The organism is Paenibacillus sp. BAC0078 (assembly GCF_054483875.1).
Genome location: NZ_JBTLRW010000002.1, coordinates 682,079 through 698,784, shown reverse-complemented (window position 1 = coordinate 698,784; position 16,706 = coordinate 682,079). Strand labels below are relative to the sequence as shown.

14 protein-coding genes are annotated in these 16,706 nt (G+C 51.3%); 4 read left to right on the top strand and 10 right to left on the bottom strand.

Features of this window, described 5'->3' with window-relative positions; genetic code table 11:
* The first annotated feature begins 288 nt into the window (after window positions 1-288).
* From ACX1DY_RS06620 to ACX1DY_RS06610, 3 genes are all read left to right on the top strand, one after another.
* A complete protein-coding gene (locus ACX1DY_RS06620) occupies window positions 289-1,104 on the top strand; it encodes an ABC transporter ATP-binding protein (RefSeq protein WP_458963386.1) in 816 nt (271 codons plus the stop codon).
* A 272-nt stretch (window positions 1,105-1,376) separates the two neighbouring features.
* Window positions 1,377-2,207, top strand: coding sequence for an ABC transporter permease (locus ACX1DY_RS06615; RefSeq protein ID WP_458963385.1), 831 nt, complete (start codon window positions 1,377-1,379; stop codon window positions 2,205-2,207).
* On the top strand, window positions 2,204-3,007 hold the full coding sequence (locus ACX1DY_RS06610) for an ABC transporter permease (protein WP_458963384.1): 804 nt from the start codon (window positions 2,204-2,206) through the stop codon (window positions 3,005-3,007). Before ACX1DY_RS06615 ends, ACX1DY_RS06610 begins: the two co-directional genes overlap by 4 nt.
* Before the next feature lie 320 nt (window positions 3,008-3,327).
* On the opposite strand, the gene ACX1DY_RS06605 is transcribed toward ACX1DY_RS06610, so the two are convergent.
* From ACX1DY_RS06605 to ACX1DY_RS06560, 10 genes are all read right to left on the bottom strand, one after another.
* Window positions 3,328-4,128, bottom strand: a complete 801-nt coding sequence (locus ACX1DY_RS06605) for a pyruvate, water dikinase regulatory protein (protein WP_458963383.1) — start codon at window positions 4,126-4,128, stop codon at window positions 3,328-3,330.
* Window positions 4,125-6,785 (bottom strand): pyruvate, phosphate dikinase, encoded by a 2,661-nt coding sequence (gene ppdK, locus ACX1DY_RS06600; protein ID WP_458963382.1) that lies wholly within the window; start codon window positions 6,783-6,785, stop codon window positions 4,125-4,127. The genes ACX1DY_RS06605 and ppdK overlap by 4 nt, the downstream gene beginning before the upstream one ends.
* Window positions 6,786-6,863: 78 nt before the next feature.
* Window positions 6,864-8,045, bottom strand: a complete 1,182-nt coding sequence (locus ACX1DY_RS06595; protein ID WP_458963381.1) for an NAD(P)-dependent malic enzyme — start codon at window positions 8,043-8,045, stop codon at window positions 6,864-6,866.
* A gap of 189 nt (window positions 8,046-8,234) precedes the next feature.
* Entirely contained in the window at window positions 8,235-9,584 is a 1,350-nt protein-coding gene (locus ACX1DY_RS06590; protein WP_458963380.1) for a 2-hydroxycarboxylate transporter family protein, read from the bottom strand.
* A gap of 177 nt (window positions 9,585-9,761) precedes the next feature.
* The gene (locus tag ACX1DY_RS06585; protein ID WP_458963379.1) at window positions 9,762-10,469 is read right to left on the bottom strand and encodes a response regulator; all 708 of its coding nucleotides are present in this window, start codon (window positions 10,467-10,469) and stop codon (window positions 9,762-9,764) included.
* Window positions 10,466-12,073, bottom strand: a complete 1,608-nt coding sequence (gene dcuS / locus ACX1DY_RS06580) for a DcuS/MalK family sensor histidine kinase (protein ID WP_458963378.1) — start codon at window positions 12,071-12,073, stop codon at window positions 10,466-10,468. Before dcuS ends, ACX1DY_RS06585 begins: the two co-directional genes overlap by 4 nt.
* A gap of 109 nt (window positions 12,074-12,182) precedes the next feature.
* Window positions 12,183-12,626 (bottom strand): GNAT family N-acetyltransferase, encoded by a 444-nt coding sequence (locus tag ACX1DY_RS06575; protein ID WP_458963377.1) that lies wholly within the window; start codon window positions 12,624-12,626, stop codon window positions 12,183-12,185.
* Window positions 12,627-13,184, bottom strand: coding sequence for an AAA family ATPase (locus ACX1DY_RS06570; protein WP_458963376.1), 558 nt, complete (start codon window positions 13,182-13,184; stop codon window positions 12,627-12,629). It lies immediately after the preceding gene.
* 166 nt (window positions 13,185-13,350) lie between these two features.
* Window positions 13,351-14,760, bottom strand: coding sequence for a malic enzyme-like NAD(P)-binding protein (locus tag ACX1DY_RS06565; protein WP_458963375.1), 1,410 nt, complete (start codon window positions 14,758-14,760; stop codon window positions 13,351-13,353).
* Window positions 14,761-14,882: 122 nt separating this feature from the next.
* Window positions 14,883-15,479, bottom strand: a complete 597-nt coding sequence (locus tag ACX1DY_RS06560) for a TetR/AcrR family transcriptional regulator (RefSeq protein WP_458963374.1) — start codon at window positions 15,477-15,479, stop codon at window positions 14,883-14,885.
* Between the two features lie 123 nt (window positions 15,480-15,602).
* Here ACX1DY_RS06560 and ACX1DY_RS06555 point away from each other — a divergent pair, with 123 nt between their 5' ends.
* Window positions 15,603-16,595, top strand: a complete 993-nt coding sequence (locus ACX1DY_RS06555; RefSeq protein ID WP_458963373.1) for an acrylyl-CoA reductase family protein — start codon at window positions 15,603-15,605, stop codon at window positions 16,593-16,595.
* Window positions 16,596-16,706: the final 111 nt, after the last annotated feature.

The window sequence follows — 16,706 nt, the reverse complement described above, 5'->3', positions numbered from 1 at the left end:
AGCTATATAGCATCCATTAATAAACGCAAAAATACCGGTGAAATATTCACCGGTACCTAAAGTCAATTATGAGATACATATGTAAAAAAACAATCCTATTTACTTGCGCTAACTATAAAATTAATATAGCACGGAAATGTCAAGATAGCAAGCATTTTTATGGAAAATGAAGAAAATAAATGTTCGACCCTTTTCGGGCAGCGTTCAAGGATGAGGGGCAAGCTTAATGCCATTTTATCTACTCTACAGATTAGTGTTATGATCTTCTGCACGAAGGAGGTGCTGTTGATGCAAATTAGACTACATGATATCCGAAAAAGCTTTAAGGTGTACAAACGGCCCGAAGGAAAATGGGGTCTGCTGAAGGGCGCTTTTATGCGCAACGTGACTCAGGTGGAGGCGCTCGGCGGGATAGGTTTTGAAATTGCCGAAGGCGAGCTTGTGGGCTATATCGGCCCGAACGGGGCCGGCAAATCCACCACGGTCAAGGTGATGAGCGGCATCCTCACACCGGACAGCGGCGAATGCACAATTATGGGCAAGGTTCCGTGGAAGAACCGGGTGGAGCATGTGTCGAAAATCGGCGTTGTCTTCGGACAGCGTTCACAGCTTTGGTGGGATGTGCCGGTGTCGGATTCTTTTGATGTGCTTAAGGATATTTACGCCATCCCCCCTGGAGATTACAGAGCAAGGCTATCTGAACTGACGGCGACCCTTGGTGTGGAAACGCTTTTAAAAACACCTGTAAGACAATTGTCGCTGGGACAGCGGATGCGCTGCGAGCTTGTAGCCGCCCTACTGCACCGGCCGAAAATCCTATTCCTGGATGAACCGACCATCGGCCTCGATGCGGTATCCAAGCTTGCGCTGCGCAATTTTCTTAAGGAGGAAAACCGCAAATACGGCGTAACGATGGTGCTGACCACCCATGATATGGACGACATTGAAGCGCTCTGCGAGCGGGTGATGGTCATTGGACACGGGCAGCTTCTGTATGATGGTCAGCTCGCCGGGCTGCAGGATAAATATGCGCCTGAGGTGATCATGAAGGTGAATACCGATGCAATGATTGCCGCTATGTACAACGACTTGTCGCTGGTATAAGCATATGCTTACGAAGCGAGTTTTGCTCGAAGTATTTCAGTGAGGCCTATGCTCGCAAAACTTAAGCGTATGCTTACGAAGCGAGTTTTGCTCGAAGTATTTCAGTGAGGCCTATGCTCGCAAAACTTAAGCGTATGCTTACGAAGCGAGTTTTGCTCGAAGTATTTCAGTGAGGCCTATGCTCGCAAAACTTAAGCATATGCTTACGAAGTCAGTTTTGCTCGAAGTATTTCAGTGAGGCCTATGCTCGCAAAACTTTTAGGAGGTGTGAAATGAACTTCAGAAATACCTGCAGGGCCTGCGGCTCGCTTTTCCGCATTCGTATGGCCGAAGGGCTGCAGTACCGTGTCTCCGCGATATCAGGTGTGTTTGTCAGCGTGTTCTGGGGATTGCTGGAATGCGTGCTGTTTACCGTGTTTTATACATACAGCGATAACGGGGCGTGGAATAACAACGGCTTAAGCCTCACGCAAACAATATCCTATGTGTGGCTGGCCCAAGGGCTGTTTGTATTGCAGACGATGAGCATTGACAGCGAGATTATGGGCAAAATCAACAACGGCGATGTTGGCGTGGAACTGTGCCGTCCGATGAATCTGTATACGCACTGGTTCGTCAAAAGCTCGGCAGGCAAGCTTGGAACCTCCTGGGTCCGCAGCCTGGCAACCATTGCTGTCGGACTGCTAATGCCTGCCGGCTACGCGCTGGGCAGCCCTGCTTCTGCCCTTGGCTTTTTCTGTTTCCTTCTGTCGGTTGTGATGGCTTTTGTTCTGTGCTCCGCGTTTGCCATGTTTGTGACTACCATACGCTTAAATGTAACATGGGGCGACGGGCCAACATATATTCTGCTGCTGCTCAGCGGTATTTTATCCGGGACATATCTTCCGCTCAGACTTTGGCCCGATTTTATGCAGACCTTTCTTTATCTTCAGCCTTTTGGCGGGTTCGCCGATATCCCGTTGCAGCTATATATAGGAAGCCTTCCTCCCTCGGAGGCCCTGCCCGGAATTGGCATGCAAATGCTGTGGAGTACCATCTTCATTGTGGCCGGACGGTTCATCATGAACCATAAACTAAAAAGCATCATCGTGCAGGGAGGTTGAACCGAAATATGCTCGCCGAAGGCAAAATCTATTTCAAATATTTGCGGATGCATCTGCTGTCGGGCATGGAATACAAGGGCTGGTGGCTGATGCTGATCCAGGTGCTTGTTGTTGTCATCTCGGACCCAATCTCTACAGTGCTTCTCTTCTCCCGCTTTGGCAACATCGGGGAGTGGACCGTCGCGCATATTATTCTGGTCTATGCATTGGCGATAGCCTCCTTCGGACTCGCGGAGAGCTTCTGCCGCGGCTTTGATTATTTCCCGTGGCAGATGCTGCGTTCGGGTGACTTCGACAGGCTGCTGCTCCGCCCCCGTTCTTTGTTCGTCCAGGTTGCAGCCTCACGGTTTCATCTTCACCGTGCGGTCCGCCCCATTACAGGAATCTGCGCAGTCTTCTGGGCGCTCTCGGAGCTCGGCATTTCCCTTACACCCGCGAAGATTGGAATTCTGCTTATGGCGCTGGCAGGAGGCTGCCTCTTGTACTGCGGAGTGTTCGTGCTTACTTCTGGGCTCGCCTTCTTTACCATCAAAGGCCTGGACTGGATCTATATCCTGACCAATGCCAGCTATCAAATCACCCGCTGCCCGGAGCCGTACATGCCGAAGGCGCTGAAGTCCATGTTCAGCTTCGTGCTGCCTATCCTGTTCATCAGCTTCTATCCCGCAGCCACCATTTGCGGCTGGGGATATCCGAAATGGCTGGGGCTTATGGCGCTTCCTGCCGGGGCTGTCTTTCTGGGCTTTTCCCTGCTCGTCTGGCGCATTGGCGTCAGACATTATAAAAGCACGGGAAGCTGACTTCTGCTGCCGAGATGGTCATATCATTTGAACTAAAGAAAATATAAAAGGGCAGAAGTGACGGAGGGGAAGTTTGGAACTGGAGGAGCGATAGCGCCCGCCTTTGTCTGCGGATTTCAACCGCGAAAAGCGGTATAAATCAAGAAATCTGCAGACAACAGCGGCCGGAAGTCCAAACATTCCCCGCAGTTACGACCAGACCTCAATATGAAAATCTATAGTTCAACGGAAATAGCTATCAAACACAACATACGAAAAGCAAAAGACAGCATCTGCTCCACACGAGCGAATGCTGTCTTTTGGCAAATAGAGGGCGTGTATTACTGAATGGATTCGAGGATCAGTCCGGCCGATTCCTCAATGGATCTGTTTGTCACGTCAATTACTGCGCAGCCGAGCTGCTTCATAAGGCTATCTGCATGGATAGATTCCTCAAGAACCTGCAGCTCGGAGGCATAGCCTGCATGCGTACCCAGGCCAAGCGCCCGCAGCCGCTCTGTACGGATTCTAATCAGTGCTTCCAAATCCATCGTCAGCCCGAATATACGATTTCGCGGGATCTTCATCATCTCTGGAGGCGTCGGGGCATGCAGGGTTAACGGCCAGTTGGCCACCTTGTAGCCTTTATATGCCAGATACATGCTCAGCGGTGTTTTGGAGGTTCTCGACACGCCAATGAGCACAATATCTGCCAGCCCTATTCCGCGCGCGTCACGCCCGTCATCATATTTTACAGCGAACTCTATCGCTTCAATTCTGCTGTAATACGCTGCATCCAGCTCATGGCGGCGGCCAGGTCTAAGCAGCGGAGGATTATGAAAAGCGCCACTGATGGCTTCAATGACAGGTCCCATAATATCTACGGCTTGAACATGATGATACGCGCTCTGAAGCTGAATGGCCTCCCGCAATGACGTCTCCACAAGGGTGTACACAATGATGGATTGCGACAGTGCGGCAAGCTCCACAATTTCCCGGATTTCCTGCTCGCTTGAGATACGCCGGAAATGCTTGATCCCCACTGCCCGAATGTCAAACTGCCGCAAAGCCGCTTTTATAACCGTATCTCCGGTTTCCCCGACAGAATCAGAGCAGACATAAATCTCCTGCGGCGTCATCATTGCGATTCCGCTTTCCGGGAAGCAAGCACTGCCTGCGCAGCCGCAATCCGGGCATAAGGAACTCTATACGGGGAGCAGCTGATATAATCCAGTCCGGCCTGCTGGCAAAAGACGATGGACTGCATATCTCCGCCATGCTCACCGCAAATTCCGGTCTTGAGGAAGGATTTCTTCGACTTGCCCTTGGCTACAGCCCATTTAATAAGCTCGCCTACGCCTTCTTCATCCAGACTTTGAAACGGATTGGACGGCAAAATCTGCTGCTCCAGATAGCTGTTCAAGAATTTCTCTTCCGCATCGTCCCGGCTGTAGCCGAAGGTCATTTGGGTCAGATCGTTGGTGCCAAAGGAGAAGAAATCCGCATGTTCAGCAATTTTATCGGCAACGATAGCCGCTCTTGGCACTTCAATCATGGTTCCAACCTTGTACTGAAGGTCCTTATGCTCTCCAAAAAGCACTTGTCTTGCCACATCATCCACCAGTTTTCTAAGGGTCTGAAGCTCATTGGCATGCCCCACCAATGGGATCATAATATCCGGGCGTACCTCGATTCTTCTCCCAAGAACCGCCTTGGCCGCTTTGAAGATCGCTTCAATCTGCATATCGTATATTTCCGGAAAAAGAACGCCAAGACGGCAGCCGCGAAGCCCCAGCATTGGATTGCGCTCCTGAAGAGTACGGACTTTGGCCAGAGTAGCCTTAAGCCGCTCGCGCTCATCATCAGCCCCTGCCCCTGCGGTCTCCAATTCACGGATCTGCTTCACCAGATGCTCCTGATTAGGCAAAAACTCATGCAGTGGAGGGTCCAGCAATCGGATTGTAACCGGCAATCCATCCATCGCTTCGAAGATCGCCTCGAAGTCTGCTTGCTGCATAGGCATGATTTTGCTCAGCTCTTGAATTCTTTCCTCCTTGCTGCCCGCAAGGATCATGGCTTGCACAACCGGCAGCCGGATATCCGAGAAAAACATATGCTCCGTCCGGCATAGACCGATCCCTTCTGCACCCCATTCACGCGCTTTAGCGGCATCTGCGGGTGTATCAGCATTGCTGTATATTTTCAGCTCACGGATCTCGTCGGCGTATTCCAGCAGCGTCAGCAGCTCCGGTGTGATCCCCGGCTCCGTAAGGGATACAATCCCTGAGAAAACCTGGCCTGTTGCTCCATCAATGGAAAGGCTGTCTCCTTCGTGGAAGGTTAGACCGCCTACAGTCACTGAGCGATGCTCCAGATCTATGGACAAGCCGTCGCAGCCACAGACACAAGGCTTGCCCATACCTCTGGCTACAACCGCTGCGTGGCTGGTCATTCCTCCTCTTCCTGTCAATATCCCCTGGGCAGCAAGAATGCCTTGAATGTCCTCAGGGGAGGTTTCCAGACTGACCAGAAGGGCTTTCTTTCCTTCACGCGCCAAGCTTTCCGCAGTTTGCGCATCCAGTGCGATGACACCGGATGCCGCTCCAGGTGAAGCCGGCAGACCTGTGGCAATAACCTGAAGCTGCGCCTGCCGGTCAATTGAGCGGTGCAGCAGCTGATCCAGATGTCCCGCTTCAATCCGGCTAACCGCCGCTTCCTTTGTCAGAAGTCCCTCTTCAACCAAAGCGACAGCGATTTTAACCGCAGCTTGTGCGGTACGTTTGCCGCTGCGGGTCTGCAGCACATACAATTGCCTGTTCTCGACGGTAAATTCAATATCCTGCATATCCAGATAATGCGCTTCCAATTGTTCTGCAACAGCAGCCAGCTGGGCATAGATCTCCGGCAAATCCTCCTTCAGCTCAATAATACTGCGCGGTGTGCGGACTCCGGCCACTACATCCTCTCCCTGGGCATTCATTAAATATTCACCGTATATTTCTTTGTCGCCAGTGGAAGGGTTTCTTGTGAAAAGCACGCCTGTCCCAGAGTCATCGCCCCGGTTGCCGAATACCATAGCCTGTACAGTGACAGCCGTTCCCTGCTCATTAGGAATATTGTATAATTTCCGGTACACTTTGGCGCGGACATTGTTCCAGCTTTTGAATACTGCGCCAACCGCCATTCTGAGCTGCACATATACATCCTGCGGAAACGCCTTGCCTGTCTGTGCTTCAACCAGCCAGTGGTAACGCAGAACAAGCTTTTTCCATTGCTCCGCATTTACCTCCTGATCACTGGTGCAGTTCTCATCTTTCTTCATTTGCTCAAGGGCATGCTCAAAATGAAGGGCCGGGATGCCCAGTACCACTTCTCCGAACATTTGGATGAACCTGCGGTAGCAATCGTATGCAAATCTTTCATTGCCTGTTTGCTCGGCAAGTCCTTGAACCGTGAAATCGTTCAGACCCAAGTTCAGAATTGTGTCCATCATTCCCGGCATCGACGTTACCGAGCCTGAACGGACAGACACCAGCAATGGACTATCAGAGTGTCCAAACCATGCCGACTGCTTATTCTCCAAATCGCTGAGTACGGCGCAAATCTCCTCAAATGTCTCTTCGGACAGGTTGCCGCTGGCCTGATACCTTGCACAGACTTCCGTAGTAACCGTAAATCCGGCAGGGATGGGAAGGCCAAGTCTGGTCATCTCCGCCAAATTGGCCCCTTTTCCCCCAAGCAAAGCCTTCATCGATAAAGAACCTTCATCAAAACGGTATACACTCTTCGCTGACTTCATACTTTGCCCCCTATTTAATCACCGACATCATTTTATATTTTTTGTATTCTCTCTATTTATCTAAGCTGACTGGAGTCTCTATTTAATTATTCTCGCCACACCGCTATTGACCGCAGCCCGGATCACAGCTTCACGGATACGCTCCACTACACGTGTGTCGAACGCATCGGGCATAATATAGTCTGTTCGCAGCTCGCTTGCAGGAATTACTGAAGAGATTGCTTCGGCTGCCGCCAGCTTCATATCCTCATTGATCTCCGTAGCCCCGCAGTCAAGCGCTCCGCGGAATATTCCCGGGAAGCAAAGGACGTTATTGATCTGGTTCGGATAATCAGAGCGTCCGGTCGCCATGACCTTGACGTAAGGCGCAGCAATTTCAGGATCAATCTCAGGTGTAGGATTCGCCATCGCAAACACAATCGGGTCGGCGGCCATACTTTGCACATCGCTGAGCTTCAGGATTCCCGGTGCAGAAACTCCGATAAAGACATCGGCGCCTTTGATAACCTCGGACAGTGAGCCCGTTTCCAGATTCGGATTCGTAATCTGTGCAAATTCACTCCAATGCGTCTTGTCGTATTCCACAGTCCGGCTGATCGCCCCCTGACGGTCCACACCGATCAGATTCACGGCTCCGGCATGCAGCAGCATCTTGGATACGGCTATACCGGCTGCTCCAATACCGTTCACTACGATCTTCGCGGTTTTGATGTCTTTCTTGCAGACCTTGAGCGCATTCAGAATTCCCGCCAGCACTACGATTGCCGTCCCGTGCTGATCATCGTGAAAGACCGGAATATCCAGCTCCTTCTTCAACCTTGCTTCGATCTCGAAGCAGCGCGGGGAGGAGATATCCTCCAGATTAATGCCGCCGAATGTAGGCGCGAGCGCTTTAATAATGGTAATAATCTCTTCCGTGTCCTTCGAGTCCAGGCAAATTGGAAAAGCATCCACGCCAGCAAATTGTTTGAACAACACAGCTTTGCCCTCCATAACCGGCATTGCAGCCTTTGGACCAATGTCGCCGAGACCAAGCACGGCAGTGCCATCGCTGACAACAGCAACCATGTTCTTCTTAATTGTATATTCATAGGCTAAATCTTCATTTCCAGCGATGGCTTGGCATACTCTGGCGACACCAGGCGTATACACTTTGGAGAGATCCTCCATCGACTGAATCGGTTTTTTCAGCCCGGTTGAAAGTTTGCCTCCCAGATGCAGCCCCATAACTTCATCCATAACTTCATCCATAATTGTCATCATTTTTCCTCCTGCTAACTGAAATGCGTTTTTTTCATTCCGTTTCAATAATTTGAATCATATCACTGAAAAAAGTACTCTAGCAAGGATATAAAATCCTAATCGGGATACTGATGTGCTTCAGATCATTAATGGACACAACATCTCCTCTTCTCCTCCGTAAAAAGCACTTTTTCCTGCTAATAATTGTTAATGCCACACCGATAGCAGCAGCGTCGCAAGTATAACCGTAACTGCTCCTCCAATGCGTGTGGAGATCTGGGCGAAAGGCATCAGCTCCATACGCCCGGCTGCAGACAGGATTGCCACGTCACCGGTTCCGCCCAGTCCCCCCCGGCAGCCTGTCACAATGGCAGCTTCAACCGGATACATTCGAATGAGCCTGCCGACATAGAAGCCGGAGATAATCATCGCTACAATAACCGACGCACAGGTCAGAATATATGGAATGGAGATGATGGCAGCCACGTCGTTAAGCGGTACGTACAGCATGCCAAGCCCCACCATAAGCGGCCAGGTCAGACTGGTGGAGACGAATTTGTACATTTGGAACGCGCCTTGCTCAATTTTTTCCGGCATCGCCTTGAAGCATTTGATCAACGCCGCAGTGAAGATCATCAGGATAGGTCCGGGAATGCCTACAACCTTCGAAGCAAGGCTGCCAAAGATGAACAATCCGCAGGCTACCAATAATCCGGCGCCCATGAGCGGGAATACCACCGGCTTATCCTCATAGCTTCCTCCGCCAAGCTTCTCTCCATCCTTCTCCTTCACCAGCATGCCGTTGCCTGAGTAGGATGTTTTCTTTTCACCCAGCTTCTTAAGCAGTCCGGCTCCAATGATCGCCACAATGTTCCCGATAATGGCAGCCGGAATCATTTGCGCAACAAAGGCTCCCGATTCTCCGCCAACAATTTGGGAGTAAGCAATGGACAGCGGAAGAATACCTTCGCCGATCCCCCCGCAGATGATTGGAACAATAATGTAAAAGATCGTGTGATGCAGACTGTAGCCGAACATCAGCCCAACGGCGATACCCGCTCCAATCGCGGCTACGGTCCCGACCACCATCGGAATGAAAATTCTCACAACACCGTTGATCAGGGTCTTCCGATTCATGCCCAGTATACTGCCGGCTACCAGACAGGAGATGTACAGGTACAGAAAGTTTGAGGTTTTCATCAATGTTTTGACTGAGGCGAGCGCATCCGGGCTGATGACATTCCAGAACACCATGAACGAGGGAACCATCAGAGCCAGGATGGCGGGACCGCCAATGCTTTTGAGAATCGGAAGCTTGAAGCCCAGGTCACTCAGCAGGATTCCCAGAACCATAATCACTGCAAATCCGCCGATCATGTCGTTGGGAAGGTTCCCGGTTACTGCTGCTGCATAAATAATAAGAGCTATAATTACGTAAAGCGGAAGGGGAATGACACCTACCTTTAGTTGTTTCAGCTTCTGCAGAAATCCTTCGTTTGCCGTAAAGGACGTGCTTGTGTCCCTTTCCGCGGCAGGGGGTTGAACCACTTTTTGCATTATGCATTACCTCCTAATTTCGTCTACAGCCCTATAGTAGCGCAAATGAAAGCGCTTTTGTTTTTCCGTAAATATTGATTGAATTATGTAAATTATTAAAGTAAGCGCTATCAAAATAGACATGCAAAAACCGCCAACTCCCTAAAATCAGGAATTGACGGTCTGCGGCCCCTAAGGTTATATGAATTTAGAAATTACTGAGCTTCCCCGGGGAGATATCCGGTATCGCTGTACAGGTCTTCCTACGGTGCCATAGGTAATATCACAATCAAGAGCCCCCATGTCCACCAGTCCGGCAAGGTATTTGCCAACCGAAACACGCGAAATTCCGGTTAACGCCGCAATCTCTTCGGTAGAGAAGCTAGCTGCATTGCAGGTCTCCACCGCTTTCCAGACAGCCCGAAGTGTATTGCGGGTAAAACCCTTTGATAATTCCTGGGCCGCAGACTCCCCTTTCCTGTAGCCGGTCAGCTTGTCGAGTTCAGACTGGTCCAGCGAATCATGGCTGCGGAACAGATAATGCTGCTCCCTGTAAGCCGACAGCGCGGCACGCAAGCGTTCGAACTCAAACGGCTTGATAAGGTAATCTACAGCGCCGTTCTGGAGCGCATCCCGGATGCTGTCTTTATCACTGGCGGCTGAAATAACAATGACATCTATTCGGATACTGCTCCTGCGGATAGATGACAGCAGCTCAAGGCCGTTGCTCTCCTTCATGTAAATATCCAGCAGGATCAGCTCAAAGGACCGCTCCGCCAATTGATCCATAGCCTCGTCTGCGGATCTGGCCCAACCTGCGCACCGGAAGCCCTCCACCTGTTCCAGATAGAATTTGTTCATCTCTGCTACCATCGGATCGTCTTCTACGATCAGTACGTTTATCATTGTCCATCACTCTTCGCTTGATAAGGTAAACTAACTGTGAACCGGGTTCCTTCTCCTTTGCCTGTTTCGCATACAATCGTACCGCCCATTTTTTTAAGACTCCTCTCAACCAGGTACAAGCCGATGCCCCGGTCATTTCCTTTTGTCGAATAGCCCTGATGAAATATAAATGGCTCACACTCAGGAGGTACGCCGCTGCCGTTATCACTGACAGTAACAATAAGCGTATTATCCTGAAACTGAAAACCGACGTGAATACATTTGCTTCCCGTCCCTTCGGGCGCTTCCATCGCATTATCCAGCAGATTGCCCACAATCGTGATCAGCTGGCGGGATTGCTCCGGATCGCTCGGCTCCGGCAGAACTCCATCCTCAAGCAGCATCAGCCGAATGCCTGCTTCTCTGGCCCGGCTCAGCTTGCCCAGCAGGAATCCAGCCATTACAGGGTCTTTTATTTGTCTGACAACAGCTCCCATCTCCGTCTGTGTCGTGGTGACCGTACTGGTAATGTACTCCTCCAGACGATCATACCGGCGCATATGGTTTAATCCCAGAATGACATGCAGCTTATTCATGAACTCATGCGCCTGAGCACGCAAGGCTTCGGCATACTGAGAAATGCCAGTGAGACGTTCCATCAGCAGACTGATCTCCGTCTTGTCGCGGAACGTGGCGATGGCCCCCTCTACTGTACCGTTTACACGGATAGGCACAACATTTGCGAGTACAGTGACCCCGTTATGCTCCACTTCAAGATCCTGGATGGCATCGCCGGTCTCAAGGACATGATTCATCCGCAGCAGGGGCCAATATTTCTCCACCGGCTGTTCAAGCGGCTCCTCCTGCAGGCCCATTACAGCAAGCAACCGCTTGGCTTCCCTATTGATCAAGGTGATACGGGAGTGTTGATCAACTGCGATGACCCCCTCCCGCAGAGATTGAAGCATGGAGCTCCGCTCCTCAAGCAGCTTGGCAATAGCCGCAGGCTCCATGCCAAACATCAGCTTTTTGATGGTACGGGCCAGCAGGTATGCTCCCGCAGCACCGATCACACTGCCGATAAGAATTCCCCAATACAGAATGCTCTCGTTCTCTTTTACGGCAAGCTTAACTTTTCCTAATGAGATTCCTACCGCCACCGCCCCCACCTGCTCCCCGCTTGCGGCGAATACAGGCGAGAACGCTCTCACGGACTCACCCATAGATCCCTCAGCTTCAGATATGCTCTCCTGTCCCTGCAGAACTGCCGCTTCATCGCCGCCGCTGAAATGCTTCCCGATTTTTGCCTTGTCCGGATGGGACAAACGGATTGCCTTCATATTCATGACAACCACAAACTCCACATGGTTCAACGTCCGAATGTCCTCGGTGTAGCTTTGCAATTCGGGTGAGGTGTGTGAATTCGTCAGGGATTCAATAATCAGCGGTGTGCGGGACAGCGTACGGGACAAGGTGACTGCCTTTTGCTCCAGCGCGGCTTGAGTCTGCGAGGAGACCTTCATCCCAAATAGCACATAGACCACCAGCAGCATTAAAACAAGCACTGCACAGATCATCAACGTAATTGTTGTTCGCAGCCTAAATGTATATCTTCCAATTTTCACCTGAAAACCCTCCGGGAATGCCCCATTATTCTAACCTGTACAAGGAAGCGGTAGCCGTGATTACACACACATTTTGTGCGGGTACAGGGTAGTAAGAATTGCAGGCGTGTTAATGCGAGCTTAAATGCTTGCGGTAGCCCTCCACTTTTTCTTCACGGTAGCCCATTGCCTCATAAAAGACATGCGCTTCCTTCCGTTTCTCACCGGAAACAAAGATGATATAGTAACAATCTCTTTCGTGAGCGATCTCTTCAAGGGCGGTCATCAGCTTTTTACCTAACCCCTGACGGCGCGCCCGGGAGGAGACGACCACATTTTCTATCACCATAAACGGGCGGCAATCACCGACGAGATCCTGACAGACAATTCCCATCATTGAACCCAGCAGCTCCCCCTCTACAAAAGCACCCAACAATATGTACCGGCTGTCCGCCTTGATTGTCTGAAACGCCGCCTCCAGCTTCTGGGGATCTGTGAGTCTGCCCGTAAGTTCTTCGTACAGCATGTTCAATGCGGCTAGTGAATCCGCTTCGATTTCTTTAATGATTACCATTTATGTTCGTCTCGCTTTCTGGTTGGTTGTAGACATTTCCGTCAGCACCGCTTGAACGCGCTCCTCAACGGTCAAATCGTCTTCAAGTCTCAGCACAGGACACTCAAGGCCGGACATCCATTCCTCATGCAGCACCCGGCTTCTCACCTCAGGCCCCGCTGTCTCATATAAAGCCGCCCATTCCATAAAAGCCTGCGTAGCCTCGAACTGGCTTCCACCCGGCAGAATTTCCTTCCCATACCGCCCGTACTCCCTTGCTCTCAAACGCGCCAGGCGAATCTCCGGAGGAATCCACAGAAATACCACCAGGTCAAAGCTGGAACGCAGCCCATCTCCCCAGCCGCAGACCGCACCGGACAAAATCCACGGCTCCCGGGTGTCCAAATCATGCTTGATTCTGCTTAGCCTCTCTGTAATTTCTGTTTGCTCCGTATATTTATGCTTCCAAAAATAATCGTCACTATCCAAATGCGCATATGACAGCCTGCCCGCTAAAGCCCGGCCCAGTGTACTTGTCCCAGCTCCTGAAGCTCCAAGAATATGAATTCTGCTGTACATGGCTCCTCCCCCAAGAAATGCAATAGTTACAGCCCATTGTATATTTTTAAGTTCCAAAGGTACAGCAACACTTTTCACTTTGCTGTTCCGTCAGCGGGAAGCATCGAAAAGCAAAGACCCGCAAGCCGGGTGGCCGCAGGTTCATTTGTCTTATCTGTTTATAGGTTCATTCGGATATATCCGGTGGAATCCGCCGGGCTACATCCGTTGCAATTGCAGCATGAATGACAGCCTTGCGCACCTGTTCAACCACCTTTTCGTTAAAAATACTCGGGATGATATACTGCTCATTCAGTTCGTCCGGGTGGACAACCGAGGCGATCGCTTGCGCTGCTGCCAGCTTCATTTCCAGGTTTACCTCCTTCGCCCGGCAATCCAGTGCACCGCGAAAAATACCCGGAAAACACAGCACATTATTAATCTGGTTCATATAATCGCTTCTTCCGGTTGCCAGCACACGGACATAAGGTTCAGCCAGCTCCGGTTCAATCTCGGGGATGGGGTTGGCCATGGCAAACACAATGTTGCCCTTCGCCATGCTCTGGAGCTGACTGATACTCAATATGCCACCGCTGGAAACTCCAATGAACACATCTGCCTCCCGAATAGCTTCGGTCAACCCTCCTGTCAGCCCTTCGGGGTTAGTTGCCCCGGCTAGCCAGCTCCACTCGGCATTATCGTAAGCTTGCCTACTGCTGAGAATACCCTCCCGGTCAACGGCATAAATCTTCTGCGCCCCCGCCGCCAGCAGCAAACGGCAGATGGAAACTCCCGCAGCTCCAACGCCGACAACGACGATTCGGCATGTCTCTATAGCTTTGTTCACCACTTTGAGGGCATTTAATAGACCGGCTAAAGCGACAACCGCAGTCCCGTGCTGATCGTCATGAAATACTGGAATATCCAGCTCGGCAGACAGCCGCCGCTCAATTTCAAAGCAGCGTGGTGAGCTGATATCTTCAAGATTGATCCCGCCAAAACCAGCAGAAACCGCTTTCACAATGCGGATGATTTCCTCCGGATCTTTGGTATTCAGACACAGGGGAAAAGCATCGATATCGGCCAATTGCTTGAACAGCATTGCCTTGCCCTCCATCACCGGCATTGCCGCCTCCGGCCCGATATCGCCCAGACCCAGCACAGCGGTTCCATCGGTAACAACAGCCACTGTATTTCTTTTCATCGTAAGCGAATAGGCTTTTCCCGGGTCCTCGGCAATCGCCATACATACGCGGGCCACACCGGGCGTGTATACCAGTGACAGGTCCTCACGGTTTTTGATCGGCATCTTGGGTGTAACTTCAATTTTCCCGCCGATGTGCGCCAGAAAGGTCCGGTCCGATACATTGATTACCTTAATCCCCGTCATAGCCGTGAGTACCGTGACAATCTTTTCGTTTGCGGCATCCTGGACGTTAACCGTAATATCCCGTGTCGTCACATCCTTACCTGCACGGATTACGTCTATGGCCACAATATCACCTCCGACGGCTGCCAGCTTCGACACCACATCGCCAAAGGCCGCAACCGACTTGCGGATTTCCAGCCGGATAATCATCGTTGTCGCAATTGACATAGAGCAAGCCCCTTTCATCAGACCGTTCTATATTCAATATACTACAGTTCACAATTTATACATAATCGTATCTCTAGCAGCCAACCTGCACACTTAGGTATCCAGCTTGGATCAGGCGTTCTTCACACACTAAGCATTTTCATAACCGCAGCATAACAAGACTCCTTAAATACAGCATGCAAATCGTCATTGTCGGTCATCAGCCACTGAATCAGGCAGCCGTCGATAATCGCGCGGATCACGGGCGCGGTGGTGTCCGGGGACAGCTCTTTGGCGAAGACCCCCTCCTGCTGGCCCGCTGTCAGCACCTCCGTGCTTATCCGTGCGCAGTTGTCGTAGAAACGCTGGTTAATCTCCCGGTACACCGGAATCCGGCTCGCTCTGGACAGGAAATCCAGGTACACCCGGTAAAAAGAACGGTTCTTTGCCGGTCCGGCAAAAACGGAGTCGATATACGCAGTAAGCTTGCCGGCTGCTGTCTGCTGCTCCTGAACCGCCGCCTGCTCTTTGGCCGATATTTTGCCGGTCAGCCATTCCAGCAGCTCCACAAGCACCGCTTCCTTATTGTCAAAATAATAATGCACAACGCCCTTGCTGACCCCGGCATGATCGGCAATCGTCTGCAGGGTCACGGAATCATATCCAAGCTCGGATAATGCCTGAAAAGCAGCGAATAGAATCTGTTTGCGTTTCTCCTCGGATTTCTTGTAACGAACCATAGGGCCTCCACTTTTAAAGAAATAATGTATATTATATCATGGACAATAAAAAGTTGACCGGTCAGAATAAATATTATATAACTTAGCTACAAATATTATAGCCGTTAAAAAGGAGAATCTTCTATGCCAGAACATTTTCAAGCTTTGGTCGTGGACAAATCCGAGACCTTTTCCGTTGCAGTTAAGCCTGTAACGTTAGCGGAATTGCCCGCCGGAGAAGTATTAATCCAGGTTGCCTATTCCAGTGTCAACTATAAGGACGGATTAGCGAGCATCCCGAACGGAAACATCCTGCGCAATTATCCCTTTATTCCGGGAATTGATTTGTCGGGAACCGTTGTATCCTCTGCCGATCCACGGTTTCACGAAGGACAGTCAGTAATCGCCACCAGCTACGGCATCGGCGTGTCCCATTTCGGCGGCTTCAGCGAATACGCACGGATACCTGCGGAATGGGTCGTCCCTCTGCCGGAAGGGCTTACGCTGAGGGAGGCGATGATCTACGGCACAGCCGGCTTCACCGCCGCCTTGTCCATTCAGGCGCTGGAGGATCACGGGGCCGCGCCGGATAAAGGCAAAGTGCTCGTTACCGGTGCGACTGGCGGCGTCGGCGGCTCGGCAGTCGCAATGCTCGCCAAGAAAGGCTACCACGTGGCCGCCAGCACCGGCAGAACAGAAGAAGCCGGTTATTTGCAGGCTTTGGGCGCTGCCGAGGTCCTCTCCCGCGAGGACGTCAGCGGCGGTGCAGGCAAGCCGCTCGACAAGCAGCTATGGCAGGCGGCTGTTGATTCTGTTGGCGGTGCTCCGCTTGCGGCGGTGCTGAGCAAGATCGCCTATGGCGGCTCGGTTGCCGCCAGCGGTCTAACCGCCGGAACAGCGGTTCCGACGACTGTGCTTCCTTTTATCCTGCGCGGTGTAAATCTGCTTGGCATTGATTCCGTTTCCTGTCCTATGGAGCTGCGGATGAAAATTTGGGGGCGGATGGCTACGGATCTGAAGCCTGATTCACTCGAAGCTCTTGTAGACCGTGAGATCCCCTTGTCTGAGCTGCCATCTGCTCTGGAGGATATTCTTAAGTCGGGTACAAGAGGGCGGGTGCTTGTCCGTCTGTCTTAAAACAAGATTAAGTACTCCACCCGACAATTATTAATCAGTACTTAGCCACCCAGGAGCATCCCTGGGTGGCTATTTTTTATCAAAGTGGTTTTCGTAAATAGGATGTTTATT